General features: G+C 31.5%; 25 protein-coding genes. 3 read left to right on the top strand and 22 right to left on the bottom strand.

Annotated elements, in window-relative coordinates; genetic code table 11:
- Positions 1-4 precede the first annotated feature (4 nt).
- Genes leuB through ffh form a run of 7 tightly spaced genes read right to left on the bottom strand, consistent with a single transcriptional unit; the run spans position 5 to position 6,221 of the window.
- A complete protein-coding gene (leuB, locus tag ACTT9L_RS06285) occupies positions 5-1,111 on the bottom strand; it encodes a 3-isopropylmalate dehydrogenase (protein ID WP_440928456.1) in 1,107 nt (368 codons plus the stop codon).
- The gene (gene leuD / locus ACTT9L_RS06280) at positions 1,104-1,709 is read right to left on the bottom strand and encodes a 3-isopropylmalate dehydratase small subunit (RefSeq protein WP_440928455.1); all 606 of its coding nucleotides are present in this window, start codon (positions 1,707-1,709) and stop codon (positions 1,104-1,106) included. The genes leuB and leuD overlap by 8 nt, the downstream gene beginning before the upstream one ends.
- On the bottom strand, positions 1,710-3,113 hold the full coding sequence (gene leuC, locus ACTT9L_RS06275) for a 3-isopropylmalate dehydratase large subunit (RefSeq protein WP_440928454.1): 1,404 nt from the start codon (positions 3,111-3,113) through the stop codon (positions 1,710-1,712). It lies immediately after the preceding gene.
- Positions 3,114-3,124: 11 nt separating this feature from the next.
- A complete protein-coding gene (rplS, locus tag ACTT9L_RS06270; protein ID WP_440928453.1) occupies positions 3,125-3,682 on the bottom strand; it encodes a 50S ribosomal protein L19 in 558 nt (185 codons plus the stop codon).
- A 16-nt stretch (positions 3,683-3,698) separates the two neighbouring features.
- Positions 3,699-4,385: a tRNA (guanosine(37)-N1)-methyltransferase TrmD gene (gene trmD, locus ACTT9L_RS06265; protein WP_440928452.1), complete on the bottom strand. Its 687-nt coding sequence runs from the start codon at positions 4,383-4,385 to the stop codon at positions 3,699-3,701.
- 13 nt (positions 4,386-4,398) lie between these two features.
- Positions 4,399-4,848 carry a 30S ribosomal protein S16 gene (gene rpsP / locus ACTT9L_RS06260; RefSeq protein WP_440928451.1) on the bottom strand — a complete coding sequence of 150 codons (450 nt, stop codon included), beginning with the start codon at positions 4,846-4,848 and terminating at the stop codon, positions 4,399-4,401.
- A 14-nt stretch (positions 4,849-4,862) separates the two neighbouring features.
- Positions 4,863-6,221: a signal recognition particle protein gene (gene ffh / locus ACTT9L_RS06255; RefSeq protein WP_440928662.1), complete on the bottom strand. Its 1,359-nt coding sequence runs from the start codon at positions 6,219-6,221 to the stop codon at positions 4,863-4,865.
- A gap of 160 nt (positions 6,222-6,381) precedes the next feature.
- Here ffh and dapF point away from each other — a divergent pair, with 160 nt between their 5' ends.
- The gene (gene dapF / locus ACTT9L_RS06250; RefSeq protein ID WP_440928450.1) at positions 6,382-7,206 is read left to right on the top strand and encodes a diaminopimelate epimerase; all 825 of its coding nucleotides are present in this window, start codon (positions 6,382-6,384) and stop codon (positions 7,204-7,206) included.
- Positions 7,206-8,123: a signal recognition particle-docking protein FtsY gene (ftsY, locus tag ACTT9L_RS06245; protein ID WP_440928449.1), complete on the top strand. Its 918-nt coding sequence runs from the start codon at positions 7,206-7,208 to the stop codon at positions 8,121-8,123. The genes dapF and ftsY overlap by 1 nt, the downstream gene beginning before the upstream one ends.
- On the opposite strand, the gene ACTT9L_RS06240 is transcribed toward ftsY, so the two are convergent.
- From ACTT9L_RS06240 to ACTT9L_RS06230, 3 genes are read right to left on the bottom strand one after another with little or no spacing between them, the layout of a single operon-like run.
- Positions 8,116-8,679 carry a hypothetical protein gene (locus ACTT9L_RS06240; RefSeq protein WP_440928448.1) on the bottom strand — a complete coding sequence of 188 codons (564 nt, stop codon included), beginning with the start codon at positions 8,677-8,679 and terminating at the stop codon, positions 8,116-8,118. The genes ftsY and ACTT9L_RS06240 overlap by 8 nt on opposite strands.
- Before the next feature lie 48 nt (positions 8,680-8,727).
- Positions 8,728-9,543: an alpha/beta hydrolase gene (locus tag ACTT9L_RS06235; protein ID WP_440928447.1), complete on the bottom strand. Its 816-nt coding sequence runs from the start codon at positions 9,541-9,543 to the stop codon at positions 8,728-8,730.
- Positions 9,536-10,747 (bottom strand): MFS transporter, encoded by a 1,212-nt coding sequence (locus ACTT9L_RS06230; protein ID WP_440928446.1) that lies wholly within the window; start codon positions 10,745-10,747, stop codon positions 9,536-9,538. Before ACTT9L_RS06230 ends, ACTT9L_RS06235 begins: the two co-directional genes overlap by 8 nt.
- Before the next feature lie 30 nt (positions 10,748-10,777).
- Between ACTT9L_RS06230 and ggt the strand changes: the two genes are divergently transcribed.
- Positions 10,778-12,361 (top strand): gamma-glutamyltransferase, encoded by a 1,584-nt coding sequence (gene ggt, locus ACTT9L_RS06225; RefSeq protein ID WP_440928445.1) that lies wholly within the window; start codon positions 10,778-10,780, stop codon positions 12,359-12,361.
- A 39-nt stretch (positions 12,362-12,400) separates the two neighbouring features.
- On the opposite strand, the gene ACTT9L_RS06220 is transcribed toward ggt, so the two are convergent.
- From ACTT9L_RS06220 to ACTT9L_RS06165, 12 genes are all read right to left on the bottom strand, one after another.
- Positions 12,401-15,052: a TRAP transporter large permease subunit gene (locus ACTT9L_RS06220; protein ID WP_440928444.1), complete on the bottom strand. Its 2,652-nt coding sequence runs from the start codon at positions 15,050-15,052 to the stop codon at positions 12,401-12,403.
- A gap of 3 nt (positions 15,053-15,055) precedes the next feature.
- Complete coding sequence (locus ACTT9L_RS06215) at positions 15,056-16,039, bottom strand: TRAP transporter small permease subunit (RefSeq protein WP_440928443.1); 984 nt, start codon at positions 16,037-16,039, stop codon at positions 15,056-15,058.
- 71 nt (positions 16,040-16,110) lie between these two features.
- Positions 16,111-17,244, bottom strand: a complete 1,134-nt coding sequence (locus tag ACTT9L_RS06210) for a TRAP transporter substrate-binding protein (RefSeq protein WP_440925801.1) — start codon at positions 17,242-17,244, stop codon at positions 16,111-16,113.
- Between the two features lie 127 nt (positions 17,245-17,371).
- Positions 17,372-17,548 carry a hypothetical protein gene (locus ACTT9L_RS06205; protein ID WP_440928442.1) on the bottom strand — a complete coding sequence of 59 codons (177 nt, stop codon included), beginning with the start codon at positions 17,546-17,548 and terminating at the stop codon, positions 17,372-17,374.
- Complete coding sequence (locus tag ACTT9L_RS06200) at positions 17,541-18,878, bottom strand: amidase (RefSeq protein WP_440928441.1); 1,338 nt, start codon at positions 18,876-18,878, stop codon at positions 17,541-17,543. Before ACTT9L_RS06200 ends, ACTT9L_RS06205 begins: the two co-directional genes overlap by 8 nt.
- Positions 18,879-18,882: 4 nt before the next feature.
- Positions 18,883-20,244, bottom strand: a complete 1,362-nt coding sequence (locus ACTT9L_RS06195; protein ID WP_440928440.1) for a TRAP transporter large permease — start codon at positions 20,242-20,244, stop codon at positions 18,883-18,885.
- Positions 20,234-20,818 (bottom strand): TRAP transporter small permease subunit, encoded by a 585-nt coding sequence (locus tag ACTT9L_RS06190; protein ID WP_440925805.1) that lies wholly within the window; start codon positions 20,816-20,818, stop codon positions 20,234-20,236. The genes ACTT9L_RS06195 and ACTT9L_RS06190 overlap by 11 nt, the downstream gene beginning before the upstream one ends.
- Before the next feature lie 89 nt (positions 20,819-20,907).
- Positions 20,908-22,065, bottom strand: a complete 1,158-nt coding sequence (locus ACTT9L_RS06185; protein ID WP_440928439.1) for a TRAP transporter substrate-binding protein — start codon at positions 22,063-22,065, stop codon at positions 20,908-20,910.
- Between the two features lie 132 nt (positions 22,066-22,197).
- Positions 22,198-23,271, bottom strand: a complete 1,074-nt coding sequence (locus ACTT9L_RS06180) for an ABC transporter ATP-binding protein (RefSeq protein ID WP_440928438.1) — start codon at positions 23,269-23,271, stop codon at positions 22,198-22,200.
- On the bottom strand, positions 23,264-24,343 hold the full coding sequence (locus ACTT9L_RS06175; RefSeq protein WP_440928437.1) for an ABC transporter ATP-binding protein: 1,080 nt from the start codon (positions 24,341-24,343) through the stop codon (positions 23,264-23,266). The genes ACTT9L_RS06180 and ACTT9L_RS06175 overlap by 8 nt, the downstream gene beginning before the upstream one ends.
- Positions 24,343-25,191, bottom strand: a complete 849-nt coding sequence (locus tag ACTT9L_RS06170; RefSeq protein ID WP_440925809.1) for a carbohydrate ABC transporter permease — start codon at positions 25,189-25,191, stop codon at positions 24,343-24,345. Before ACTT9L_RS06170 ends, ACTT9L_RS06175 begins: the two co-directional genes overlap by 1 nt.
- Positions 25,191-26,057 (bottom strand): carbohydrate ABC transporter permease, encoded by an 867-nt coding sequence (locus ACTT9L_RS06165; RefSeq protein WP_440928436.1) that lies wholly within the window; start codon positions 26,055-26,057, stop codon positions 25,191-25,193. Before ACTT9L_RS06165 ends, ACTT9L_RS06170 begins: the two co-directional genes overlap by 1 nt.
- Between the last annotated feature and the right edge of the window lie 12 nt (positions 26,058-26,069).

The raw sequence follows: 26,069 nt of genomic DNA, 5'->3' as shown, positions 1-26,069 counted from the left end.
TGTTTTATTGCAATTTTGAAATTATCGCATCACCCATTGCTGAAGTGGACGTTTCTTTCATGCCATCTGACATTATATCTTTTGTTCTTAAACCATCATTTAGAACATCTTGAACTGCCTTTTCTAAAACATCTGCTTCTTTATCAAGATCTAAAGAGTACCTCAAAGCCATAGCAAAACTTAAAATAGAAGCAATTGGATTTGCAATACCTTGTCCAGCTATATCAGGAGCTGATCCATGTATTGGCTCATACATTGCTCTCATCTCACCATCTTTATTTTTTGCACCCAAAGACGCGGACGGTAAAAGTCCTAAAGATCCAGTTAACATCGAAGCTTGATCAGACAGCATATCCCCAAATAAATTATCAGTTACAATCACATCAAATTGTTTTGGGTTTCTTAAAAGTTGCATTGCACAGTTATCTGCTAACATATGGCTTAATTCTACATCTTTATATTCTTTATTATGTAGCTCTTGAACCTCTTCTTTCCATAATTGTCCAGCTTCCATTACATTTGACTTTTCACATGATGTAACTTTGTTAGATCTTTTTCTAGCTAAATCAAAAGCAACTCTAGCTACTCTTGTAATTTCACTAGTTGTATATGTATGAGTATTAATTCCTTTTCTTTCACCATTTTCAATTGGCTTTATTCCTCTAGGTTCGCCAAAATATATGCCACCCGTTAACTCTCTTACTATCATTATGTCTAAACCTGAAACTACTTCTGGTTTAAGTGTTGAAGCACTTACCAATTGTTCAAAACAAATTGCAGGTCTTAAATTTGCAAATAATTTTAATTCCTTTCTAAGTTTTAATAATGCTCTTTCAGGTTTTTTTGAAAATTCTAAACCGTCCCATGTAGGGCCACCTACTGCCCCTAACATAATTACCTCACTCTCCAAAGCTTTATAAAATACTTCATCAGTAATTGGAGTGCCATGTTTATCATAAGAACAACCACCTACAAGCTCTTGATCTATTTCAAAATCTAATGATTTTTTATCATTAAACCAGTTTATAATTTTTTTTACTTCAGCAATAACTTCTGGACCGATACCGTCACCAGGTAATAATAATATTTTTCTTTTTTTTACTTTAATCATTAAAAACCCAAGGTTTTTCGTTTTTTAGATTATTTTCAAATTTTTCTATTTTTTCTGATTTATTTAATGATAAAGCAATATCATCCAGTCCCTCAAGCAAGCACTTCTTTTTAAACGGATCAATCTCAAACTTTAGCTCATTATTTCCATAAACTATTTTTTCCTCACTTAAATCAATATAGATTTCTTCTTTTCTATTTGCATAATCAGACAGCTCTTTTATTTTTTCTTCTTCAAGGATTATAGGTAAAATTCCATTTTTAAAACAATTGCTATAAAAAATATCTGCATAACTTGAGCTTATTACGCAAGTAATACCAAAATCTAATAGTGCCCAAGGAGCATGTTCTCTTGATGATCCACACCCAAAATTTTTTCCTGCAATTAAAATTTTTGACTGTTTGTAAGGATCATTGTTTAACACAAAATCATTGATCTCCTTTCCATTATCGTCATATCGCATTTCAAAAAACAAATTTTTTCCAAGTCCTGTTCTTTTTATTGTTTTTAGAAATTGTTTTGGAATTATCATATCCGTATCAATATTAACTATTGGAAGATAAGCTGGAATACTCCTCAATTTATTAAATTTTTGCATTTAATTTTGATACTTTCTTACATCATCAAGATTACCTGATATAGCGGCAGCAGCTGCCATTCCAGGACTAACTAAATGTGTTCTTCCACCTCGTCCTTGTCTACCTTCAAAATTTCTATTTGATGTAGAGGCACATCTTTCTTCAGGTTTTAATTTATCTGCATTCATCGCTAAACACATGGAACAACCAGGTTCTCTCCATTCGAAGCCTGAGCTAACAAAAATTTTATCTAATCCTTCTTGCTCTGCTTGCTCTTTAACTAAACCAGAGCCTGGAACCACGATAGCGTTTACATGTGAGGAAATTTTTTTATCCTTTAAAATTTTTGCCGCTTCTCTTAAATCTTCAATTCTGCCATTAGTACAACTACCAATGAATACCTTATCTATTTTTATATCTGTAGCTGCCATGTTAGGCTTTAAACCCATATAGTTAAGAGCTCTTTCAATTGAGTTCTTTTTATCCCGATCTGTCTCATTGTCAGGATTAGGAACTTTTCCATCAATTGTAATTACATCTTGAGGTGATGTGCCCCATGTAATCATAGGTAAAATTTCATCTGCATTTAAACTAATTTCTTTATCAAAACTTGCACCAGTATCTGTTTTTAAAGTTTGCCAATAATTTACAGCTTTCTCCCAATTTTCATCTTTTGGAGACATTGGTTTCCCTTTTAAATATTCAAAAATTTTTTCATCAGGTGCAATTAATCCTGCTCTTGCACCACCTTCAATCGTCATATTACAGATTGTCATTCTTTGCTCGACTGTCAAAGATCTAATTAAATCTCCAGCGTATTCTACAACACATCCTGTTCCACCAGCAGTACCAATTTTTCCAATTATTTGAAGTATTACATCTTTAGAAGTAACACCGAGAGGAAGTTCACCATTTACATTAATCCTAAAATTATTAGCCTTCTTTTGAACTAATGTTTGAGTAGCTAATACGTGCTCAACCTCTGAAGTTCCTATTCCAAATGCTAAAGCACCAAACGCTCCATGTGTTGCTGTATGACTGTCTCCGCAAACAATAACTGTTCCCGGCTGAGTAAAACCTTGCTCTGGTCCAATTATATGAACAATACCTTGTCTCTTATCATCCATGCCAAATAATTGCACACCAAATTCTTTACAATTCGCTTCTAATGTATCAACTTGAATTTTTGATTCCTGATCAGAAATACCTTTTGTTCTATCAGTGGTAGGAACGTTATGATCTGCAACTGCTAAAGTTAAATTTGGATGTCTCACTTTTCTTTTAGAATTTCTTAGTCCTTCAAAAGCTTGTGGACTTGTTACTTCATGAATTAAATGTCTGTCTACAAAAAGTAAAGATGTACCATTATCCTGTTGATCGACTAAGTGATCGTTCCAAATTTTATCGTAAAGTGTTGTAGACATTGAAAAAAAAATTATTTTTTTTCTTTAAGGCTTTCTGATTTTTGTTCTGCTTTAGAAGCCTCTTCTGCTTTAGGTGCTTCTTTCTTAAGAGCCTCTGCAGCTGGAGCTGCTTCTGCTTTAGGAGCTTTTTCTTTAGGAGCTTCTGCTGCTGGAGCTACATTTTCCTCTGTAACTGTTTCCGGTTTTACATCAATATCGATTCCAATTTTTTTTCTAATTTTTTCTGCAATCCTTGCTGATTTACCAGTTCTGTCTCTTAGATAATAAAGTTTAGCTCTTCTAACTTTACCAGATCTTATTACCTTGATTGAGTCAATTAATGTTCCATATAGAGGAAAAGTTCTCTCAACACCTTCACCAAAAGAAATTTTTCTGACTGTAAAAGATGAGTTTAGATCTCTACTTTTCTTAGCGATACATACTCCCTCAAAATACTGAATTCTTTCCTTTTTACCCTCTGTAATTCTCACACCAACTTTAACAACATCACCAGGATAAAATTCAGGAATTTTTTTCTCTGAAAGTATTTTCTTTACGTTATGCTGGTTTATTTCTTCAATTGTTTTCATGTTAATGTTTATCAAGTTAATTCTTCTTATATTTTTCCCATAAATCTGGTCTTCGGACGCGTGTTATAGCCTCTGATTGAGATAAACGCCAGTGTTTAATTTTATTATGATCACCTGATAATAGTACATCTGGAACGGCTTTTTCCTCCCAAATTTGAGGTTTTGTATATTGAGGATACTCTAGAAGGCCATTTTCAAAGGTTTCATCTAATTTAGAGTTTTCATTTCCCAAAACACCTGGCAGTAATCTTAAAATACTATCTATCACTACATACGCTGCTGACTCCCCGCCAGATAAAACATAATCACCAATACTAACTTCTTCAATGTTTCTTGTTGAAAGTATTCTCTCATCTATACCCTCGAAGTGACCACAAATTATAGACAGAGATTTTTCATTAGCTAGTTCTTTAGCTAAATTTTGATCAAATTTTTTTCCTTTTGGTGACAAGTATAAAATTCTCTCATTCTCATTTCTATTTTCATCTAAAGACTTTGCAAGAACATCTGCTTTTAACAACATTCCTGTACCACCTCCATATGGTGTATCATCTACAGTTTTGTGTTTGTCATCAGCTGAATCTCTTATATTTACAACTTTAAGTTTCCACAAATCACTAGATAAAGCTTTGCCGTAAAGTCCTTTAGATAAAGGACCAGGAAAAACTTCTGGATAAAGGGTAAATACTTGAGCTTGCCACATAAATAATTTTAAATTATTTTTTCTCCTCAGCCGGAGCTGCTTCTGCTTTAGGAGCTTCTTCTTTAGGAGCTGCTTCTGCTTTAGGAGCTTCTTCTTTAGGAGCTGCTTCTGCTTTAGGAGCTTCTTCTTTAGGAGCTTCTTTATTATCTTCTTCTTTTTTATTTCTCTCTTTTTTTGGTACTGCTTTAATTGGATTATTTCCATTAGCAGGCATAGGCATTAATTCGTTCTCACCTAAAATTCTTGCTACTCTAGTTGTTGGTTTAGCACCTTGACCAAGCCAATATTTAATTCTCTCAGCTTCTAGACCCACTCTTTCTTTTTTCTCCTTTGGTAATAGAGGGTTAAAGAAACCAACCTTTTCTATAAATCTTCCATCTCTTGCAAAACGACTGTCGGCAACAACAACCTTATAAACAGGACGTTTTTTTGTTCCACCTCTTGATAATCTTAATTTTAACATTTCTTCTCCTTTTTTTACTTTAATTGGTTAAATAGCTCTGGCGGTATACCTTTATCAGACATACCTTTCAGATTTCCTTTTGACATCTTTTTCATCATTTCAGACATCATTTTAAATTGCTTAAGCAATTTATTGATAGTGGCCGGATCTGTGCCAGAGCCATTAGCAATTCTTTTTTTTCTAGAACCGTCAATTATTTTTGGGTTCTCTCTCTCTTTTTTTGTCATTGATAAAATAATAGCTTCATTTTTTGATATTATACTTTCATCAATACCTGCAGAGTCCATTTGAGATTTAATTTTAGATACTCCTGGCATAAAAGACATAATTCCTTCGATACCACCCATTTTTTTCATTTGTCTTAATTGAGATAAATAATCCTCCATGGAAAATTGACCCTTTTTTAAATTTTCCTCTGCTTTTTTAATATTCTCTTCACCTAAATCTTGTGCAGCTTTTTCTACAAGAGATACGATATCCCCCATTCCAAGTATTCTGTTTGCAATCCTATCAGGATGAAATACCTCAAGATTATCTATTTTTTCTCCTATACCTAAAAATTTAATTGGTACTTCAGAAACATATTTCATACTCACTGCAGCTCCACCTCTTGCATCACCATCAGCCCTAGTTAAAATAATTCCAGATAAATTAACTGTATTTTTAAATTCTTTTGCGACAGAAGCTGCAACTTGACCTGTTAGAGAGTCTGCTACTAATAAGGTTTCTGTTGGATTAATCACACCCTCAATTTGTTTGATCTCACTCATCATTTGTAAGTCGATTTGAGTTCTTCCAGCAGTATCAAATAAAATTATTTCAGCACCATTTAAATTAGCAGCACTTATAGCTCTTCTACAAATATCCGCAGGTTGTTGGCCATCTATAATAGGTAAAGTTAAAATATTATTCTGTTCACCTAAAGATCTTAGTTGCTCTTGTGCAGCTGGTCTATAAATGTCCAAACTTACCATCATTACTTTTTTCTTTTTATTAGTTTCTAAAAATTTTGCTAATTTTGCTGTTGTTGTCGTTTTCCCTGAACCTTGTAATCCAACTAACATAATTGGTACGGGTGGGACTGCATTTAAGTTTATTTCATTATTTGTGGAGCCTAGTAAATTTACGAGTTCGTCATAAACAATTTTAACAACCATATCTCCAGGTGAAGTAGACCTGATAATTTCCTGACCTAATGCTTTTGGCTTAACTTTTTCAATAAAATCTTTTGCGACTTCTAAAGATACATCAGCTTCAAGCAAAGCTTGTCTAATGCCTCTCAAACCTTCATCTACTTGAGCCTCATCAAGTGAAGGTGACTTTTTCAGAGAAGAAAAAATTTCTTCAAATTTATTTGTTAAATTTTCAAACATATTTATTACGCACAGCATTAACGCACTAGTGGGCGAACCCTCGCTGACTAGTGTCGATCTCTTTGTTTCCAAAGACACCGCAAAGTTAATGTTTTTGCGGAAACGGCATCAAATTATAATAGAGGTTCAAAAAGTCAATAAATAAGTTAAGTATCTATATATGGATATTAAAGCATTTAAAATGGACGGATTAGGGAATGATTTTGTCATAATAGATAACAGGCAAACAATTACTAATTTGACAAAAGAACAAATCGTTAAAATTTGCGACAGAAAATATATTGGTTGTGACCAATTAATATTTATCAAAAAAAATGATACTTCAGATGCTTCACTAGAATTTTATAATTCAGATGGAGGAATATCTGGAGCATGTGGAAATGGCACACGATGTATTGCAGATTTATTAGGGAAAGAAAGCAACAAAAAAGAAATCATTTTAACTACTTTATCTGGCAACTTAAAATCAAAAATTGTTGGAGATAAAATAGTTTCTACAGAAATAGGAATTGCAAAAACAAAATGGGATGAGATCCCTTTGTCTAAGGAATTAAATACTAATAATCTAGGTATAAAAATTAATGACAAAAATAACAACGAGTTTTCTGGTGGTATAACTGTAAATGTTGGAAACCCACATGTAGTTTTCTTTGTTGATAATAATGAAAATTTCGAGATAGAAAAAATTGGACCAAAAATTGAAAACCATTCTCTATTCCCAGAAAAATGTAATGTTACATTAGCAAATGTTGTTAACAAAGAATTGATTAAAGTTAAAGTGTGGGAAAGAGGAGCTGGACTTACTAAGGCATGTGGTACAGCAGCTTGTGCGACAGCTTTTGCAGCAAAACAAAATGGACTAGTAAATGATAAAGTTGATATTGAATTTTCTACAGGTAAATTGACAATTTCTATTGACGAAAACAACAGTATCCACATGAAAGGACCAGTTTCAGATATTGAGGAGATAAATTTTAAAATTTAATGGGAATTTTTGAAAAATTTAAATCAGGTTTTAAAAAAAGTGCTTCAGCTTTAACTACTGGCTTAAGAGACATAGTTGTAAAAAAAGAGATTGACGACAAAACATTAGATAAAATTGAAGATTACTTAATTCAATCAGATGTTGGAATTGTTTCAGCTTCAGAAATAAGAGAAATAATTTCTCAAACAAAAATTGATCCCAATAAAGATTTAACAAATGAAATAAACAATATTCTTAAAAATTATATTATTTCAATAATGAAACCATTGGAAAAAATTGAATTCTTCCAAAAAAAAGAAAAATTAAACGCAACATTAATTTCAGGTGTTAATGGCGTTGGGAAAACAACTACTATTGGAAAAATAAGTAAAATATTAAAAGGTAATGGAAATAAAGTAATGTTAGCTGCATCTGATACTTTTAGAGCAGCAGCCATAGAACAATTAGAAAGTTGGGCAAATAAAGTTGATGTTCAAATTACAAAATCATCTCAAGGCTCTGATCCTGCATCAGTTGCTTACAAGGCTATTGAAGAAGCATTAAACAATAATTTTAACCAAGTTTTAATTGATACAGCTGGAAGATTACAAAATAAAAAAAATTTGATGGAAGAATATAAAAAAATTGCAAAAGTTACTAAAAAAATTGATCCTGATGCTCCACATGATGTTATTTTGGTTTTAGATGCAACTTCGGGTCAAAATGTAATTAATCAAGTTGAGGAATTTAATAAAATTATTCCTATAACTGGTCTTATTATGACAAAATTAGATGGCACAGCAAAAGGAGGTATTCTTTTAGCTGTTGCTAAAAAATATAAACTACCAATTATTGCACTTGGGTTGGGGGAAAAAGAAGATGATTTGCAAATTTTTGAAGCTGAAAAATTTGCAGAAGCATTTACCCAAGTCAATTAATTAAAGTACTAGAAATTAAAGGTTTATAAAAACTACATTTATAATTTTCTTTAAATTCGTAATGTCCACAATTTTTAGCTATCGAGGAAATAATAAAATCAAATTTTCCATTTACAGGATAAAGTTCTAACTTTTTTTCAACAATATCAAATTTAAAATTGGCTTTTAAACTTTTTACAGCACTAATCATTACTAAAGTTTTATTATCTTTTAAAAGATAATATGCAAAGTCATCTGGAAAAACTGGAAAATCATATTCCTGTAAAAAATATTTTGCAGTTTTTGGAAACCATTCATATGAAATCAATGGCATAGACTCTTTTGTTTTATAATTGTAAATATAAAGATCTTTTGGGAAATCATTTATATAATTTGAATTTTCTCCTCGAGCTAAGACAGCTTTTTCACGAGTTTTGAAATATAATGCAAAATTTTCGTCGTGCGAATTCATTTGATCAATATGAAAAAGATTATCTACAGATGCTAAATTTTCTTTAGCATTTGATAAATTGCTTAGAGAAAAAAAGATAATAAAAAATATGAAAAAATTTTTCATAAAATAAATTCAAATAATAATTTGGGTTATGTTTGTTTAGATTGTGGCTTAATTTAAACTATCAACAAATGATTTAAGTGCTAATACAAGTTTATCATCATATTCCATCATATGATCGTCATATTTTGTAAAATATGAATATTTAGGTTCACTTGCTAAATTAAAAATTTTTTTACCCATCCAAAATGGAACTATTTGGTCGACCTCACCATGCATTACTAATACTGGGATATCAATATTTTTAATTTTTTCATAATTTTCATACTTGTCTTTTAATATTAAACCTACTGGGATATATGGATAAAAATTTTTTGCAGCCTCTATCATTGATGTAAAAGGCGTTTCTAAGATTAATCCTGCAAAATTTTTATTCTGAGTAATTTCAGTAGCAACTCCAGTTCCTAATGACTCTCCATAAATAATTATATCTTCCTCTTTCAGACCTTTTTCTTTAAGCCAGTTTATTGCACTAGCACCATCTGTATAAAGACCCTCCTCACTTGGTTTTCCTTTATTGCCACTAAATCCTCTCCATGCAATAATTAAAAAATTAACATCCATGTCTTTAAAATGATTTAATTTATGGATTCTGTTTTCAAGTGTCCCTGCATTTCCATGAAAATAAACTATTGTTTTATAACTTTTTAAATTTTTATTATGAAACCAGCCTAAAAGATTGATATTATCTGTTGTTTGAATACTTACTTTTTCAATTTTAACCTCTAAATTATCTCCAGAATAATTATTCTCATTTGGATGATACATCAAATTTCTTTGATAAAAAAAAAGAAAAATACAGATTAAAGTATAAATTGTAAATATAAATAAAAATATATTTATTAATGTCATTTTTTTATTAATCATTATTTTTATTTAAATAAATGAAAAAAATATAACTTAATATACAAAGAATTAAAAAAATCGAAAAAGAAATCCTATAACTGCTTAAAATATCAAATCCTTTTGAATTAAATAAGTCTATAAATAGTCCAATTCCCCATTGCATAAAAAATGTTCCTGAATGAATGAATACATTGTAAGAGGTGAGTGATTTGCCTGCAAGACTTTGCGAAAAATTTAAAGCTATTGCTGGTTGTGTAAGTGAAATTACAATTGAAGTCATAATATATATTGCAAATAACAATGCTCCAGCTTTAGTCCCAAGGAAGATTATCAGAAAAAAAACAAAGTAGCTTATTGGCAGTCCAAATTTAATTAATTTAATACTGCTTATGCCATAATCAGAAAGTTTGGGCAAAATATAACCCCATAAAAAGTATGATGCCAACATTGTTACATTGATCCAAAATAACCCTGTAGCGCTTTGAAATGGTGAATATCCAGTTATATTTAACATCCAAGGTCCAGCCCAAAGCGTTTGAATTGCTTGGATACCGCCATAATTAATAAATGCTAATGGTACCAAACTTATAAAAAACTTATTCTTCCAGATTTGAGCTAGGCCTTTTTTTTCGGCATCAATTGTAGAATTTTCTGTCTGCTCCCAATTAGGTGTAAATAAGAATATTAAAATAATACTTATTAGGATGAGTGTAGCTATTAATATAAAAATCCATCTCCAGCCTATGTAAGGTAATAAAATTTGAACAGGTAAAGTCGAAGAGACAAAGCCTATATTTGCTACCATTAACATCCAAGAATTTGCTCTCTGTTGATACTTTTCAGCAAACCAAACTCTGTACCCTGTCAGTGGTCCCATCATACAAGCGCTCACACCAATACCGATAAATATTCTAGAAACAAGTAATCCAGAGAAGCTTTTTGCTAATGCAAATGAAATCGTTCCCACTAATGCTATAATTAAAAAATATCCAACAACTTTTTTTGGCCCAAATTTATCCAAGAGTAGTCCTATTGGAACTTGCATTATTGAAAAACCTATAAAATAACCTCCAGCTAATAGCCCCAAATTTCCAGCTGTTAAATCGAATTCATATGTGAGGACGGGTGTTAATGTTGCTGTGATAGATCTTACCAGATTAGATAATAAAAAACCAAAGGCAAAAATACAGAATATGATAATGCTTTTATTTACTTTAGTAATCATTTATAAATTTTTTGAGAATTAATCTGTACTATGAATAATCAGTCAACAAAAGATAAAGATGCACGCTCTTCAAATGCAATGGCTGCAACTTCACATCCTTTAGCAACAGAGGAAGCATTAAAAATACTCAAAATGGGTGGAAATGCAGTGGATGCTTCAATTGCTGCCTCGATTGTTTTATCTGTAGTAGAGCCTAATGCAACAAGTATTGGTGGCGACTGTTTTGCAATAGTTAAAATGGATAACAAGGACGCTGTGTCTTTTAATGGATCAGGTTTAGCACCTGAAAAATTAAATTACAATTTTTTTAAAGATAAGAATATTGATAAAATTGGATTAACTAGTCCACATTCAGTCACAATTCCTGGTGCACTTAATGCTTGGGAAAAAATTCATAAGGAATTTGGTAAGCTAGATTTTGAACAATTATTTTTAGGTGCAATTGATATTGCAAAGAATGGTCATAGAATTACAAAAGTCGTATCAAATGCTTGGAAAAATAGTTTGAATAAAATCAATGGTAATGAAAATTCAAAAAAAATTTTTTTGAAAGATGGTCGTACTTATCAAGAAAATGAATTAATGAAAAATATTGCTTTAGGAGAAACGCTTGAATTAATTAGCAAAAAAGGAAGTAAGGAATTTTATGAAGGAGAAATTGCAAAAGATATAATTGAAACTTTAAATGAATTAGGTGGTGTACATACTTTTGAGGATTTTTCAAAACAAAGCACAATAAAATCAGATACAATAAAATCTGATTATAAGGGTGATTTTATTCATCAATGCCCTCCCAACGGTCCTGGTGTTACAGTATTGATTATGATGAAATTATTAGAAAAACTAAATATTCAAAATTATAAATTAAATAGTACAGAAAGATTCCATCTTGAAGCAGAAGTTACAAAACAAGCTTATAAGATTAAAGAAACTATTTTAGGTGATCCAAGTTTTGTAAAATTTGATTTAGACGAAATATTGAGTGATAAAAATATTAATGATATATTTAATAAAATTAATTTAAATTCATGCAGTTATGTTGGTGACTTAAATATTCCAGCTCATCCAGAAACAATATATCTAACAGTAGTAGATAAGGATTTAAATAGTGTATCAATAATCAATTCTGTTTGTTATGTATTCGGATCAGGTATTACTACAAATAAAAGTGGAATACTTTTACATAATAGGGGTACAAATTTCAGAGTAGAAAATGGACATCCAAACTGCATAGCAGGCTTAAAAAGACCCTTACATACTATTATTCCTGGTATGCTTATTGATAAAAACAACAAAGCAACTTTAAGTTATGGCGTTATGGGAGGCCAATATCAACCAGTGGGACAAGTTCATGTTTTAAATAATATGATTGATTTTGGAATGGGACCACAAGAAGCTTTGGGTTTTCCAAGAGCTTTTCATTTTAATAATATTTACAAACTAGAAAAAACTGTTGATAAAGAAATTTTCCAAGGACTCAAAGAAATAGGTCATAATGTAGAATATTTCGATGGTACACATGGTGGGGGCCAAGCAATAAAAATAAATAGAAGTGAGGGTGACCTCTTAGGTGGATCAGATCCTAGAAAAGATGGGTATGCTAAAGGATATTAATTCTCATCAAAGAATGATTGAAAAACAAATTCCAAAGAATTAAAAGTTTAAAGATATATCTCGGTGAACTGAGTTACATCTTGCAACAAATTTAGCTTGTTCTTTAGTTAACCTGCTTTGAAGTCTTAGTCCAATATTGTGTTTAATTACATCATTGTATTTAATTAATTCAGGTAATAAATTTTTATTAGCATCATCTCTCCATGAAACTTCTAGGTTGAAAAGATCAAAAGTTTCTGAACTGGTTTCAATTAACTTCTGCTCATCAATCTCATCATTATCGATGACAGAAATTAGATCATCAAGTTTATTTGCAAATTCTTCTGTCCCAGAGATTTCTCCAAGATTTTCAAAAAGGCTATCGATTATTAAAATGGATTTTTCAAAATTTTTATTATCAATAGTATTTCTTAATTCTTTTATTTCTGGCGAAAGTTCTTTTAATTTTTCATTATCATTTATAAACATTACTATTTGATCCAAAGTTTCATAAGCCTCATCAACGTTTTTTCTATATCTCTTAGTTCTTGTGTTTTTTGCTTTGTGTAAAATTTCAAACTCTCCATTTTTTATTTTCCAGTTTTCAGGAACTTTATTTTGAAGTTCTTTAATTTCTAACTCGTAATTCTCAATTTTTAATTCTAATTTATTTTTAACTGAAAAATTATCTTCATCTAAGTTTCTAATTTCAGCTTTTAATTTTTTTATTTTTTGGTCAATTTTTCTAACTTTTTTCTGAATTTTTCTTACATCGAAATGAAGATCTTTATAATCTTTTGTAAATAAATCGTACTCTTGCTCAGTTTTTTGCAATTTTTTAACTATAGCAAAAGTTCCTAAAGCATTATCAAAATGCTCTTCAAAAATATCTAATTTATCTACTGGAAGATTTGCTGGAGTTAACATCTGCATATTCTTAATTACATTTGTAATTGTTTGTTCTTCATTATTATAAATTGCAAATTTATATTCTTGTAAGCAATATTGTAGTTTTGGATTCATTGGTGGTGGAGCTACATTAGAAGTTAAATATGTTCTTGCTGGTAAATAATTTACCAATGAAGGATAAAAACCAACAATTCCAAGACCTATCAATTGTAAAATAATAAACGGAACAACTCCTTTCCAAATATTTAAAGTAGTAACAAGTTTTGAAGCTACTCCTTTTAAATAAAATAAAGCAAATCCAAATGGTGGGGTTAAAAATGAAGTTTGTAAATTTACCCCAATCATAACACCAAGCCAAATTGCACTTACATTCGCACCTGGTTCTGCTAATAATATAGGAGCAATAATAGGAACAACAACTACAGCTATTTCAATAAAATCAAGAAAGAAACCTAATAAAAAGATTACTACCATTACAACAACGAACTGAGTCCAAAACCCTCCTGGTAAATCTTGAAGAAAGTCTCTTACTAACTCTTCACCTCCAAATGCCCTAAATCCAGAGGTTAACATTGCTGCTCCAAGTAGAATTATAAATACCATTGAGGTAGTTACACAAGTTTCTACAACAACTTCTTTTAAAACATCATCTATTTTAAATGCTCTCCAAAAACTCCATACAACACTTGCTAAAAATGTAATTGTAAAAAATAATGCAATTAATATTGCGCCTAGATCTCTAGTGTCAACTGCTTTAATATTTAAGTTATAATTTTTAGACAAAAAATAAATTGGAATTAAAGATACGATTGAAATTATTATTGGATAGTATGCATTCTTTTTACCTTGATGCAATCGATAGCCTGCCATCATTGTTGCACCAATAGCACCTATTGATCCAGCCTGATTTACTGTAGCAATACCCATAAGTATAGATCCTAAAACTGCAAAGATTAGAGCAAGTGGTGGAATAATTACTAAAATAACTTTGATCCAAAATTTAGAGTCGAAATTTCCTTTAAATGGAACAGGAGGAGCTGCTTTTGGGTTTAATCTTGCATACACAAATATGTAAAGCATATACAACCCAACCAAAACTAATCCTGGTAATAATGCTCCTAAAAACATATCTCCAGCTGAAGTAGACCCTACTCTAAATTCTCCAGGCATATTAAATTCGCCAGTTAAAATTTTATAATCAGTCTGACGCATAGTATTTGCAACATCAGCGGCACTTGCCAATTGATCAGCAATTATAATTAAGACAATTGAAGGAGGTATAATTTGACCAAGTGTACCAGAGGAACAAACAATTCCACTTGCTAATCTTTTGTCATATTTATTATTTAACATTGTGGGTAAGGAAATTAGTCCCATTGCTATTACTGTTGCTCCAACTATTCCGGTTGTCGCTGCAAGTAATGCACCAACAAAGATAACAGAAATACCAAGCCCTCCTGGAATTGGTCCAAATAGTTGTCCCATAGTAACTAAAAGGTCTTCTGCAATTTTTGATTTTTGCAACATTATCCCCATAAAGATAAACAATGGGATCGCAATTAAGGTGTCAGTTTCTACATCCCAATAATTACTCCTAAAATTAGTAATACCAGCGGTTAACCATTCTTTAGGCCCATCAACAGCAAAATAAGCACTGGGGTCTCCTGCAAATAAATAACCGAAAAAAGCAGCTAGTCCTATTGAAATTATTGCTGATCCAGGTAGTGCAAAAGCTACTGGAAAACCAGATGCCAAAGCTCCAATCATTATAATTACCAGTAAAGCTAAAAATAAATGTTCCATTATTTAATTATTTAAAAGTTTGTGACTACTGCTCATAAAATAACTTGTGAATTGAGTTAACATACTTACTGCAAATACCGCTAAGTAAACTGCCATTAAATAAAGTAAATATAATCCATTCGAACCTTGCTGAGTAATTTCAAATGAAATTACTGGACCATTAATGATACTAGCTTTACCACCCATACCCAAAAATATAACTATCAAACATAAAGGAATGCCTAAAATGAGAGATCCAATTGCATTAGTCCATGCCTTCTTTCGCTCACTAAAATTAGCATACAAAACATCAACTCTTACATGACCTTCGTGAATTAATGCATATGCACTTGCGAAAAGATAAAGTGCAGCATACCAAAAACGAACAAGATCTCCTTGAAAAGCTTGTTCATATTGAAATATAAATCTTGATACTACTATCAAGAATTCACTTCCAACTACTAAAACTGCTAACCAAATAAATCCTACAGATCTTGTGAAATAACCAATTACAAAAGAAGCTAATATAAGTGGGAAATGTATATATGAAATTCTGAAAGCAGGTTTTACTAAATTAATTTTAACTTGTTCCCCAAAAATTGGCTCAACCAATTTTTCTACAACCATAAATGAGATTAAAAAATCTGCTACTCCAACAATTAGCACTGCCCAGAATGAAGATCTAATAATATATGCTGTTATTTTTTTTAGTATTTCTGAGTCTGTTTGTAATGTTTGTTTTAAAGATTTTAAAACAAACAATATAACTCCTATAAAAGACAAAAAATAAAATAATAATTGAATATACGACAGACTCATTGCAAGTCCTTCTAAAGGTTCATTTAATTTTTTAAATCCAAATATTTCATAGTGAGAAAAAAGTTTTTTAACTCCTGGCCAATCAAACCAAACTGTTAAAACATTATTTATTAAAAAAATTAATGTTAATGTTAAGATAGAATAACTAAATATTCTTATTAAAATAGATAAGTTTTTTTTCTCAATCATATGACAAAACTTTTAATGATGTATAAAAAGAGGGCCCGTTTAAGGGCCCTCTAGTATTAATTAGAATTAAATTATACTCCTAATGCTCTATTTCTTTGAGAAATGTACGGTGAGTCAGACAAGTTTGTCCAAGCACCTATTTCTTTTCGTCCTTTAACAAAAGCAGCATGCACTTTCTGAGCAAGAGCACTATGTTGCTGAACTTCGTCAAAAACTTCTGCAGCACCTTTAGCAAAAGCGTCGTAAACTTTATCGTTAAACTTCTCAAGTTTAACTCCATTTTCGTTCACTAAACGATCTAATGCTGCTCCATTTTTTGCATTATATTCTGCCATAGTAGTTGTATCAGCCCAATCACAAGCAGTTTTTATAATCAACTGATCTGACTTAGTTAGACTTGTGAACCAAGATTTATTTACACCACAACATAGGGTTGATCCTGGTTCGTGCATTCCTGGATAGTAATAATACTTGGCTGCTTCATAAAACTTGAAAGCCTCATCATTCCAAGGTCCTACCCATTCCGTTGCATCAATTGCACCAGACACAAGGTTTTCATAAATTTGTCCACCTGGAAGTGAAATTGGAGAACCACCAAGTTTTCCAAGTACTTGTCCACCTAAACCAGGCATACGCATTTTTAAACCCTTAATATCATTAGCTGATCTAATTTTTTTGTTAAACCAACCACCCATTTGCACTCCAGTGTTACCAGCAGCAAAACTTTGTGTTCCGAAATCGTCAGTCAATTCATCCCACAGCTCTTGTCCACCAGCAAATTTTAACCACGCATTCATTTCAGCATATGTGAAACCAAATGGAACGGCAGTAAAATATCCAAATGCAGGGTGTTTTTTAACCCAGTAGTAATCAGCACCGTGATACATTTGAGAATTGCCTGAAGCAACTTCATCAAACGAGTCAAATGCTTTTACCCTTTCATTAGCAGCATAATAAGTAACTTGAATTCTACCGTCACTCATATCACTCAATCTTTGAGCAAGTCTTTGTGCACCAGTTCCAAGGCCTGGAAAATCTCTTGGCCAAGTAGCTACCATAGAAGCTTCTATTCTCTCTTTGGCAACAGCTGGAGCAGATAAAGATGATGCTGCAACAGCAGCAACACCAGTTGCAGCTGCAGTTTTAAAGAACTTTCTTCTTGAAGGTGATCTAGAAACCTTCAATGATTTTTTTTCTTTAATCATTAGTATCTCCTCTTCTTTGTTAATTAACTGCACAGATTAAATTACAATTGGACGTTTAAGTCTAGGTTAAAATTCCTATTAAAGAATATAATACAATCAGAGGTAGTAAATTTACGAATTATTAAATTTATTTTTTATCAAAGAAAGCTTCGTATAACATCATGGATATCGCAAGTATCATCAATATATAAACTGGTAATACATCAAGAAAACCTATCATCATGGATCTTGTAAGTGTTGTTGCTAAACCCACAAGAAAAAAGATTGCAAAAGAAAGTCCTATAAGTGTTACAAGTTTATTCATTAAATTTTTCGCTTTCCTTTTCAAGCCAACTGCAAACTCCTAAGAAACGATTATCGTCATATTTCTCTCCAATAACTTGAATGCCTAATGGTAAATTATTTTCACCCTGAAGTAAAGGAAGTGAAATACAAGGAGTTCCTAAATAAGACCAAACTTTATTAAAATCAGCTGATCCAGTGCTCTTAAGACCCTTTATAGCAACACCTGGGCTAGATGGGGATAAAACCCCATGATAATCCTCAAATACTTCTTTATAAGAGTCATAACTTCTTTTCATAAAATCTATTGCTTCAGCATATTCTTTTGCAGTATGTTTTCTTCCATTTACAATTGCATTTTGCATAATTTTTGAAAGTTTCGATTTATAATTTTTGTAATAATCACTAAAATTATTAGCTAAATCAGTTTCATAAATTATTTGATGATATTTATGGATATCTTTAAAATAAGAAGGAGTATCATGTGCTTCTATATTTTTTTTAAACGACTTTATAAAATATTCAAAAGCTTCCTTAGATTTTTTATCAATTGTTTTCCAAAATTCAGTTTTATAAAAAATAAATTTTGGTTCATACAAAGGACCTTTTTTTACAGCATCGACCATCTTACTTGAAGAGTAATATACAGTGGCAGGGTCATGGGAATCTTTTTTAATTAACTCTTTAACTAAATAAGCTATGTCCTCAACTGATTTTCCAAAAACTCCTAAATGATCAAGTTTTTCAGAAGTCTTTAATACTCCATTTCTAGAAATAAGACCAAATGAAGGTTTGTATCCAACAACACCACAATAAGATGCTGGTCTAATTATTGAGCCACCAGTTTGTGATCCAATTGAAAGCGGGGCCATATAAGATGCAATAACTGCAGCAGAACCACTTGATGATCCTCCCGGAGTTCGTGAATAATCGTGTGGATTTTTTGTTTTAGAGGGATTTAAATATGCTAATTCTGTAGTAACTGTTTTACCCATCACAATTGCTCCTGAAGATGTTAATAAATCAACTATTTCTGCATTCTGTGAATAAGATTTACCTTTTCTTATCGGTGTACCACATTCAGTTGGCATATCTAAAGTGCCAACAATATCTTTAACCGCTACAGGAATACCATGCAGCGGACCGGTAGGTTTTCCAGATTTTTTGTAAGCATCTGACTCTTTGGCTTTTTCTAATAACAATTCTTTGTCAAAAAAAGCCCAAGCATTTATATCTTTTTCAAACTTATTAACTCTCTCAATATAAGCTTCACATATTTCGACAGAAGTAATTTGAGAATTTGAAATTTTATTTATTAATTCTTCAACAGAATAACTTACAATTTCATTCATTAAATTAGTTTGCAAATAATTGATCAGGTAACCACAGAGCTATACCTGGAAATAAATACATCAAAACCATTCCAAAAATAACTATCGCCAAGAATGGCATGATGCCTTTGAATACCTCAATTAATTCAACATTTTTAGATTGCACACCTTTTAAATAATAAGCCGACATGGCCATGGGGGGCGTTAAAAATGATGTTTGTAAATTTAACGCAATTAACATAGCAAAAAAATAAGGGTTAACTCCAAAAAATTCTACTAAAGGTAAAAATATTGGAACAAATATAATTAATATTTCAGTCCACTCTAATGGCCAGCCTAATAAGAAAATTATAATTTGTGTAATTACTAAAAATTGCCAAGGCTGTATATCCATTGATTTAAAAAAATGCTCAAATACTTCATGTCCTCCTAAATATGAAAATACTGACGCAAACGTCCAAGATCCAATAAATAACCACATAATCATTGCAGTAGTTTTTGCGGTAAGAAAGACAGACTCTTTAAAATTTTTCCATTTTAGAGATTTATAAAAGAAAGATAAAACTAATGCTCCAAAAGCTCCAACACCTGCTGCTTCTGCAGGAGTAGCCAAACCAGCAAGAATACTTCCTAATACTAAAATAATTAATGAAAATAATGGTAAGAATGAAACCAAAACTTCTTTTAAGATCACTGATCTTGGAGGGATTTCTTCTTTAGGAGGCTTGGGTGCAACTGATGGATTAAAATAAGCCAAAATAATTGCATATAAAATATATAAACCTGCTAACATCAAACCAGGAAATATTGCTGCAGCAAATAATCTTAATGGGGATAACTGAGCAATTACTGCATAAACAATAAGCATAATACTAGGGGGAATTAAAATTCCTAAACATCCTCCAGCACATATCACTCCTGATGCAAATTTTTTATCATAACCAGCTTTGACCATTGCAGGCCAAGCAAGCAAACCCATTAAAGTTACAACTGCTCCAATTATACCTGTTGCTGTAGAGAATAAAGTGCAAGTAACAAGGGCAGCGACAGCCATCGAAGCCGGTAGCGAATGAGATGCAAGTCTTATAGCATAAAATAATCTTGCAACTATACCTGCTCTTTCAACTAAATAGCCCATAAATAAAAATAAGGGCACTGCGGTGAGGACATGATTATCCATGACGGAGTAGGTATTTGAAACAAATAAATTAAATATCCTATTGTCTAATAGATGATCCATTCTTGAGGGATCAAAATATGCGTAATACCCAAATCCTAAACCCATTGCCATTAAAGTAAATGCAATAGGGAATCCTAGTAATACAGCAAACAGAAATATCACCATCATTAAAATTGCAATTTCTGGATTTGTTAGACTAAACAACATCTATTTTTTCTTCCTCTTTAGATTTTCTCATTAAAATTTTCTCTGTTTCTTCTGCACCAGCATCTCTCTCTGGCCAATGTCCCGTTCTAATACAAATAATTGCTCTAAAAACTTCACTAATTCCTTGGAGAGTAAGAAGTATCCCTGATAAAGGTATTAATGATTTTGCCATATAAATTTGAATTTGTGCTGGACTATTCCAACTTGTTTCTTTCACCATCCATGCTTTAGCTGCATATTCATATCCATAAAATGCAAGTGCAATCACCCCTGGAAAAAAGAAGATAAAATATAATATTAAATCAATCCATCCTTGAACTTTAGTTGGGAACAATCTGTAAATAACATCTCCTCTAACGTGAGCTTCTGTTGCTAAAGTGTAAGCTCCAGCCATCATAAATATCGCTCCATACATTTGTAAACTGAAATCAAAATTCCATAAAGTAGGAGCATTAAATGCGTAAGCCATGATAACCTCATAACATGTTCCTCCCATCAAAATTACTATACACCATGAGAAGGCTTTACCCATTGAGGTACTAAGAGTATCTGCAAATTTTATATAAGAGTACATATTTAACTAACTTATCTTAATTTTCTTAATTAATTCAATTAAAAAAAAGGGGGCTAAAAAGCCCCCTTAATTTTTTATATTTTTAAACCTTAGATTTTAACTTTCGCTAACGGACCAAACTCGTTTTCGTAAGCAAGTCTGTAGTTAGGCTGATTCATTAGTAAGTATTTCATTACTCTTTTCGCATAAGATTTTTGTGAATCAACAATCTTCTTAAAGAATGGATCTTTAGAAGAGAAATCACCTACAACTTTATCCCAACCTTTTAACTGCTCTGCTAAAATTGCATCTGAAGTTTGGTAAACGTTTACTTTGTGCTCATTCATCAATTTAGATAAATCAGCTGAGTATCTTACCAAAGCTTTAAAGTAGTTAGCGGTATTTGCTGCATAAGAAGCATTTTTTAATATTGCTTGGTTTGCAGGAGATAAGCTATTAAATGTTTTTTTGTTAATAGGTATTTCAAACATCTCTTGAGATTGGTGGAAAGATCCTAAGTGATAATGCTTAGAAACATCTTGCATACCAAATTGAGAGTCTGAAGTTGGGTTATTAAACTCTGCAGCTTCAATCAAACCAGTTTTCATAGCTGGCTGAATTTCACCACCTGGTAATTGTCTAACTACCATACCCATTGCAGTAAGAACGTTAGTTGCAAGACCAACTGTTCTATACTTCATACCTTTAACGTCACTTACTTTAGTTACGTTCTTTTTGAACCAACCAAATGGTTGAGCTGGCATAGGCATTGCGAAAACACCAACATAGTCGTATCCAACTTTTGCTAATGTTTCTTCATACAATGCTCTTCCACCACCTTCTTCCATCCAAGCCATTACTTCTTGAGATGATAGACCGTAAGATGGGCCAGTTCCGAAAAGAGACGCGGCAGGATTTTTTCCATACCAATAAGCAGTAACCCAGTGTCCCATATCAAGAACACCGTCACTTACAGCTTGTCCAATTTCTCCAGTTTTTACAACTGCTCCAACAGGTTGAAGATCAATTTTTAAACTTCCACCTGACATGTCTCCGACCATTTTGGCATAGTCTCCGGCCATTTCAAAAAAGATGTTAGCACCTGATGGCCATGCTGCTTGCATCTTTAATGTTTGCGGAGCACCAAAAGCAACATTCGGCATTGCTACAGCTGTCGCTGCGGCTGCACCAGTTGCTGCTGCGGCTTTGAAGAACTTTCTTCTTGAAGGAGTTTTAGAACCCTTCAATGATTTTTTATTCTTAATCATTTCTTCTCCTCTAGTTAATTAACTGAGGTAAAGTAAAACATAGATTCATATTAGAGTCTTTCTAAAAAGAGGCACAGATTGTCACTATTTAAAGCTAATTAAATTTTTTTACAATCCTGAGTAGAAATTTACTTAAATCAATTTGTTATTTTGGTACACACAACATTTTTCGGGAGGAAAATGTAATTTTAACTTATCATTAGCAATTTCAATCTCTCTATTAATTTTTGACTTTATTGTTAATTGACCCATTCTTGTGGTTAATAGTTTGAAGTTTCCAAAGTCTTCTATTTTTTGAATATTAACTTCTACCAAATTCTCGCTTTCATCTTTTGCTACTTTTACAAATTCTGATCTAATTCCTAGTTTGATATTATTATTTTTCAATTTTGATAAATTTGTATTTGTTTTTATTGTTGTGTCGTTAATTTTTACACTATTGTCTGTGTGTAATTGGGTTTCAAATAAATTCATTGCAGGAGAACCAATAAAATAGCCAACAAAAGTAGTTTTAGGTCTTTCAAATAAATCTTTGGGAAGCCCAACCTGAACTATTTCACCTTGATCCATTACAATAATATTGTCAGCAAATGTCATCGCTTCATTTTGATCATGAGTAACATATACTAATGTTGTTTTATATTCTTCATTAATTTCTTTTAAATTTCTTCTCAATCTAAATTTTAAGTCTGGATCAATTACTGTTAATGGTTCATCCATTAATACAGCAGCTACATCTTCCCTTACTAGTCCTCTTCCTAATGAAATGAGTTGTTTTTGGTCAGCTGTAAGCTTCCTTGCTGGCATGTTTAAAAAGGATGAAAGTCTTAATGTGTCTGAAACTGATTTAACTCTCTCCTCTATTTTTTCTTTAGAAAAATCTCTACACTTCAAAGGAAAAGCTAAATTGTCATAGACAGTCATCGTATTATAAATTACAGGAAATTGAAAAACTTGTGCTATATTTCTTTCTTCAGTGATAAGATTAGTTACATCATTTTCATCAAATAAAATATTTCCTTTTGAGGGCTTAACCAAACCCGAAACAATATTTAACATTGTAGTTTTCCCACATCCAGATGGTCCTAAAATTGCATATCTTTTTCCATTTTCCCATGTCATCGAAAATGGATTTAATGCATAGGTAGGATTTATGTCATTTGGATTATAAGTATGAGAAATATTTGATAATTCAATTTTAGCCATTAGAAACTCCATAAGGAGAAGAAATTAATTTTTCTTCTTTATTAAATGCATAGAATTTTTTTTCATTAAATTTTATTTTTACCTTCTCATGAATTTTAAAATTCATTACTTCTTCTATTAATACAATTACTTTTGAGTTTCCCTTTTTTAAGTGAAGTAAAGTTTCTGAACCACTTATTTCAGCAAGTTCTATTTCAAATTCCTCTCCTGAATCATTTAATTTTATCTCAGAAGCTCTTATTCCAAAATTATAGTCTAGATCAGCTAAATTTTTGAAATGGGTTGGTCTATTAATCGAGATATTTTCAAAATTTAACTTATCTGATCTTATTGTTCCTTTTAATATATTCATTGGTGGATCATTTGAAATTTCAGCTACTTTCAAGTTTCTAGGATTCTCAAATATTTCTTTTGCGGAACCTTTTTGTAAAACTTTTCCTTCATCTAATACAATAACTTCACCATTTAGCTCCATAACTTCTTGTGGATCAGTTGTTGAGTAGATTAAAATTGCCTCTGCCGATAGCCCCTTAGAAAATATTTTTTTAAATTCTTCTCTCAATTGCTCCCTAAGCTTATAATCAAGATTAACCAATGGCTCATCAAGAAGTAGTATCTTTGCTTTTTTTGCTAATGATCTAGCTAGAGCAACCCTTTGCTGTTGACCTCCAGATAATTCTTGAATTTTACGATTTTCAAAACCAATTAACCCAACGGTCTTTAGTGCCTCCTCCACATCTGTCTTAAATTTATCTTCACTCATTTTTCTCTGTTTAAGTGGGAAAATTACGTTCTCATAAACATTAAGATGAGGATAATTTATAAATTGTTGGTAGACCATTGCTACGTTTCTCTCCCAAACAGGAATTTTAGTAAAATCTTTACCTTCGAATGATATGTTTCCACTATCTGGATTTAGCAGACCAGCTATTGTTTTTAAAAATGTAGTTTTTCCTGATAATGTTCTTCCTAGGATTGTGTATAAATTACCTTTTTTGAATTCAAATGAAACATTATTAAGATGAAACTGATTATCAGGTTTGTATGTTAAATTTTCTCCGATTAAATTCATTATTTTAATGCTCCAGATAAATTTCCTTTAGATAAATATCTCTCTACGACAAAGGCTACTATAATTAAAGGAGCTACCGATATTAATGCTGAGGCAGATAAGCTCCACCATGGAGTAATGGATGAATTTAATGCTACAACTTTAACTGGTAATAATTGAACCTCGGTGAATGTTAAAATAAATGCGAAGAAAAAATCTATCCATCCAAATATAATACAAAACATTCCAGCTACTATTAATCCTGGTATAGAATTAGGCAATACCACTTTATAAAATGCTTGATAAGGATTACATCCATCAATCAGTGCAGTTTCATCTAACTCTTTTGGAACTCGGTTAAAAAAATCTACCATGATCCAAACTGCAATAGGCATTAAAAGAACTATATAAACTACCACTAGTCCTATCAAACTATCTAATAATCCAATTGTGCTTAAAAATATGAAGAAGGGAATTGATAAAACAATGGGCGGCATTATTCTTTGTGATATAAAAAAGAAAGTAATATCGTTGTTTCTGACAAAACCAGCTTTAAAAGTAAATCTTGATAGAGCATAAGCTGCCAAAGTTCCTAAAACTATACTTATTAAACTTGCTGTACAGGTTACAAAAAGACTATTAAAGTAAGGTTCAACAATATCCACCCCACCTCTTGCGGGTGATTTAACTAATACACGCCATCCTTCAAGTGTTGGTTCAAAATCTAACCATGGAATGTAAGTAACCTTGCTATTCACTGACTGGAAATCTTTAAAAGAAGTAGAGATAGCCCACAGAAAAGGAGCTACAATAAAAACTGTCCAGAGAATAATAAAAGTGTATTTTAAAAATTTGTATAGTTTTTCCATTATTCTTTAATCATTAATTTTGTTAAAACCTTTGCAATGATCGTTAAACTTATGATCATTATAACTAAATACGTAAAAGAAAGGGTTGCAGCATAACCCATTTGGAACTCCCTTAAGCCTTTAATATAAATATAAAAACTTGAAGTTTCTGTTGCTGTACCCGGTCCTCCAGAAGTTAATACAAAAACTGTATCCATTATCTTTGAGGCCTCAATTAATCTAATAATAATTGCCCCAATTGAGATTGGCGCCATTAGTGGAAAAGTAACATATACAAACTTTCTAAAAGAACTTGCACCATCTATGGCTGCAGCTAAAAAAGGTTCTTTGGGCAGAGATAATAAACCTGCAAGTAACAACAAAAACATAAACGGTGTCCATTGCCATACCTCAACAATAATTACAGTGAATTTAGCAATGACAGGGTCACTAAGCCATAATATAGGCTTTACTCCTAAGTTTCCCAAAAGATCATTCACAGGACCTAGAGACTCGTGAAAAAAAGTTCTCCAAATTACTGTCATAATTACAGGCGTAGTCATCATAGGAATTAAAAAAATAACTCTAAAAAATCTTTTAAATTTAATTTCTCTCCAAACTATAAGCGCTAATGCAAAACCTATAATATATTGAAGAATAACAGTAGTAACTGATAAAAAACTCAGTCTGAAGAAAGACTCCCAAAATCTTGGGTCATCAGTAAAAAGTCTTATATAATTTGTAATTCCTATAAAATTCATTTCAGGCGTATAACTATTCCAGCCTGATAAACTTAATCTGATAGTAAAAATAATTGGAAAAATAAGTATTCCTATAAGCACAAATAAACCAGGAAATAAAAAAACATATTTGTGCTTAAAATTCATAATTGTAATTTT

It is taken from the genome of Candidatus Pelagibacter sp., assembly GCF_052049675.1.
GTDB lineage: Bacteria > Pseudomonadota > Alphaproteobacteria > Pelagibacterales > Pelagibacteraceae > Pelagibacter.
Note: the sequence above shows the minus strand (reverse complement) of the source record. Positions and strands in the feature narration are given on the sequence as shown.

Excerpts from the sequence above, each read along its gene's own strand:
- ACTT9L_RS06175 (WP_440928437.1), bottom strand. The coding sequence starts at position 24,343 with ATGAATTTAATCGGAGAAAATTTAACATACAAACCTGATAATCAGTTT.
- ACTT9L_RS06210 (WP_440925801.1), bottom strand. The coding sequence starts at position 17,244 with ATGATTAAAGAAAAAAAATCATTGAAGGTTTCTAGATCACCTTCAAGA.
- leuC (WP_440928454.1), bottom strand. The coding sequence starts at position 3,113 with ATGTCTACAACACTTTACGATAAAATTTGGAACGATCACTTAGTCGAT.
- leuB (WP_440928456.1), bottom strand. The coding sequence starts at position 1,111 with ATGATTAAAGTAAAAAAAAGAAAAATATTATTATTACCTGGTGACGGT.
- ACTT9L_RS06200 (WP_440928441.1), bottom strand. The coding sequence starts at position 18,878 with ATGAATGAAATTGTAAGTTATTCTGTTGAAGAATTAATAAATAAAATT.
- dapF (WP_440928450.1), top strand. The coding sequence starts at position 6,382 with ATGGATATTAAAGCATTTAAAATGGACGGATTAGGGAATGATTTTGTC.
- trmD (WP_440928452.1), bottom strand. The coding sequence starts at position 4,385 with ATGTGGCAAGCTCAAGTATTTACCCTTTATCCAGAAGTTTTTCCTGGT.
- ACTT9L_RS06195 (WP_440928440.1), bottom strand. The coding sequence starts at position 20,244 with ATGTTGTTTAGTCTAACAAATCCAGAAATTGCAATTTTAATGATGGTG.
- ACTT9L_RS06170 (WP_440925809.1), bottom strand. The coding sequence starts at position 25,191 with ATGGAAAAACTATACAAATTTTTAAAATACACTTTTATTATTCTCTGG.
- ACTT9L_RS06215 (WP_440928443.1), bottom strand. The coding sequence starts at position 16,039 with ATGATTGAGAAAAAAAACTTATCTATTTTAATAAGAATATTTAGTTAT.
- ftsY (WP_440928449.1), top strand. The coding sequence starts at position 7,206 with ATGGGAATTTTTGAAAAATTTAAATCAGGTTTTAAAAAAAGTGCTTCA.
- ACTT9L_RS06230 (WP_440928446.1), bottom strand. The coding sequence starts at position 10,747 with ATGATTACTAAAGTAAATAAAAGCATTATCATATTCTGTATTTTTGCC.
- ffh (WP_440928662.1), bottom strand. The coding sequence starts at position 6,221 with ATGTTTGAAAATTTAACAAATAAATTTGAAGAAATTTTTTCTTCTCTG.
- ACTT9L_RS06205 (WP_440928442.1), bottom strand. The coding sequence starts at position 17,548 with ATGAATAAACTTGTAACACTTATAGGACTTTCTTTTGCAATCTTTTTT.
- ACTT9L_RS06185 (WP_440928439.1), bottom strand. The coding sequence starts at position 22,065 with ATGATTAAGAATAAAAAATCATTGAAGGGTTCTAAAACTCCTTCAAGA.
- rpsP (WP_440928451.1), bottom strand. The coding sequence starts at position 4,848 with ATGTTAAAATTAAGATTATCAAGAGGTGGAACAAAAAAACGTCCTGTT.
- leuD (WP_440928455.1), bottom strand. The coding sequence starts at position 1,709 with ATGCAAAAATTTAATAAATTGAGGAGTATTCCAGCTTATCTTCCAATA.
- ACTT9L_RS06220 (WP_440928444.1), bottom strand. The coding sequence starts at position 15,052 with ATGGAACATTTATTTTTAGCTTTACTGGTAATTATAATGATTGGAGCT.
- ACTT9L_RS06190 (WP_440925805.1), bottom strand. The coding sequence starts at position 20,818 with ATGTACTCTTATATAAAATTTGCAGATACTCTTAGTACCTCAATGGGT.
- ACTT9L_RS06240 (WP_440928448.1), bottom strand. The coding sequence starts at position 8,679 with ATGAAAAATTTTTTCATATTTTTTATTATCTTTTTTTCTCTAAGCAAT.
- ACTT9L_RS06235 (WP_440928447.1), bottom strand. The coding sequence starts at position 9,543 with ATGATTAATAAAAAAATGACATTAATAAATATATTTTTATTTATATTT.
- ACTT9L_RS06180 (WP_440928438.1), bottom strand. The coding sequence starts at position 23,271 with ATGGCTAAAATTGAATTATCAAATATTTCTCATACTTATAATCCAAAT.
- ACTT9L_RS06165 (WP_440928436.1), bottom strand. The coding sequence starts at position 26,057 with ATGAATTTTAAGCACAAATATGTTTTTTTATTTCCTGGTTTATTTGTG.
- rplS (WP_440928453.1), bottom strand. The coding sequence starts at position 3,682 with ATGAAAACAATTGAAGAAATAAACCAGCATAACGTAAAGAAAATACTT.
- ggt (WP_440928445.1), top strand. The coding sequence starts at position 10,778 with ATGAATAATCAGTCAACAAAAGATAAAGATGCACGCTCTTCAAATGCA.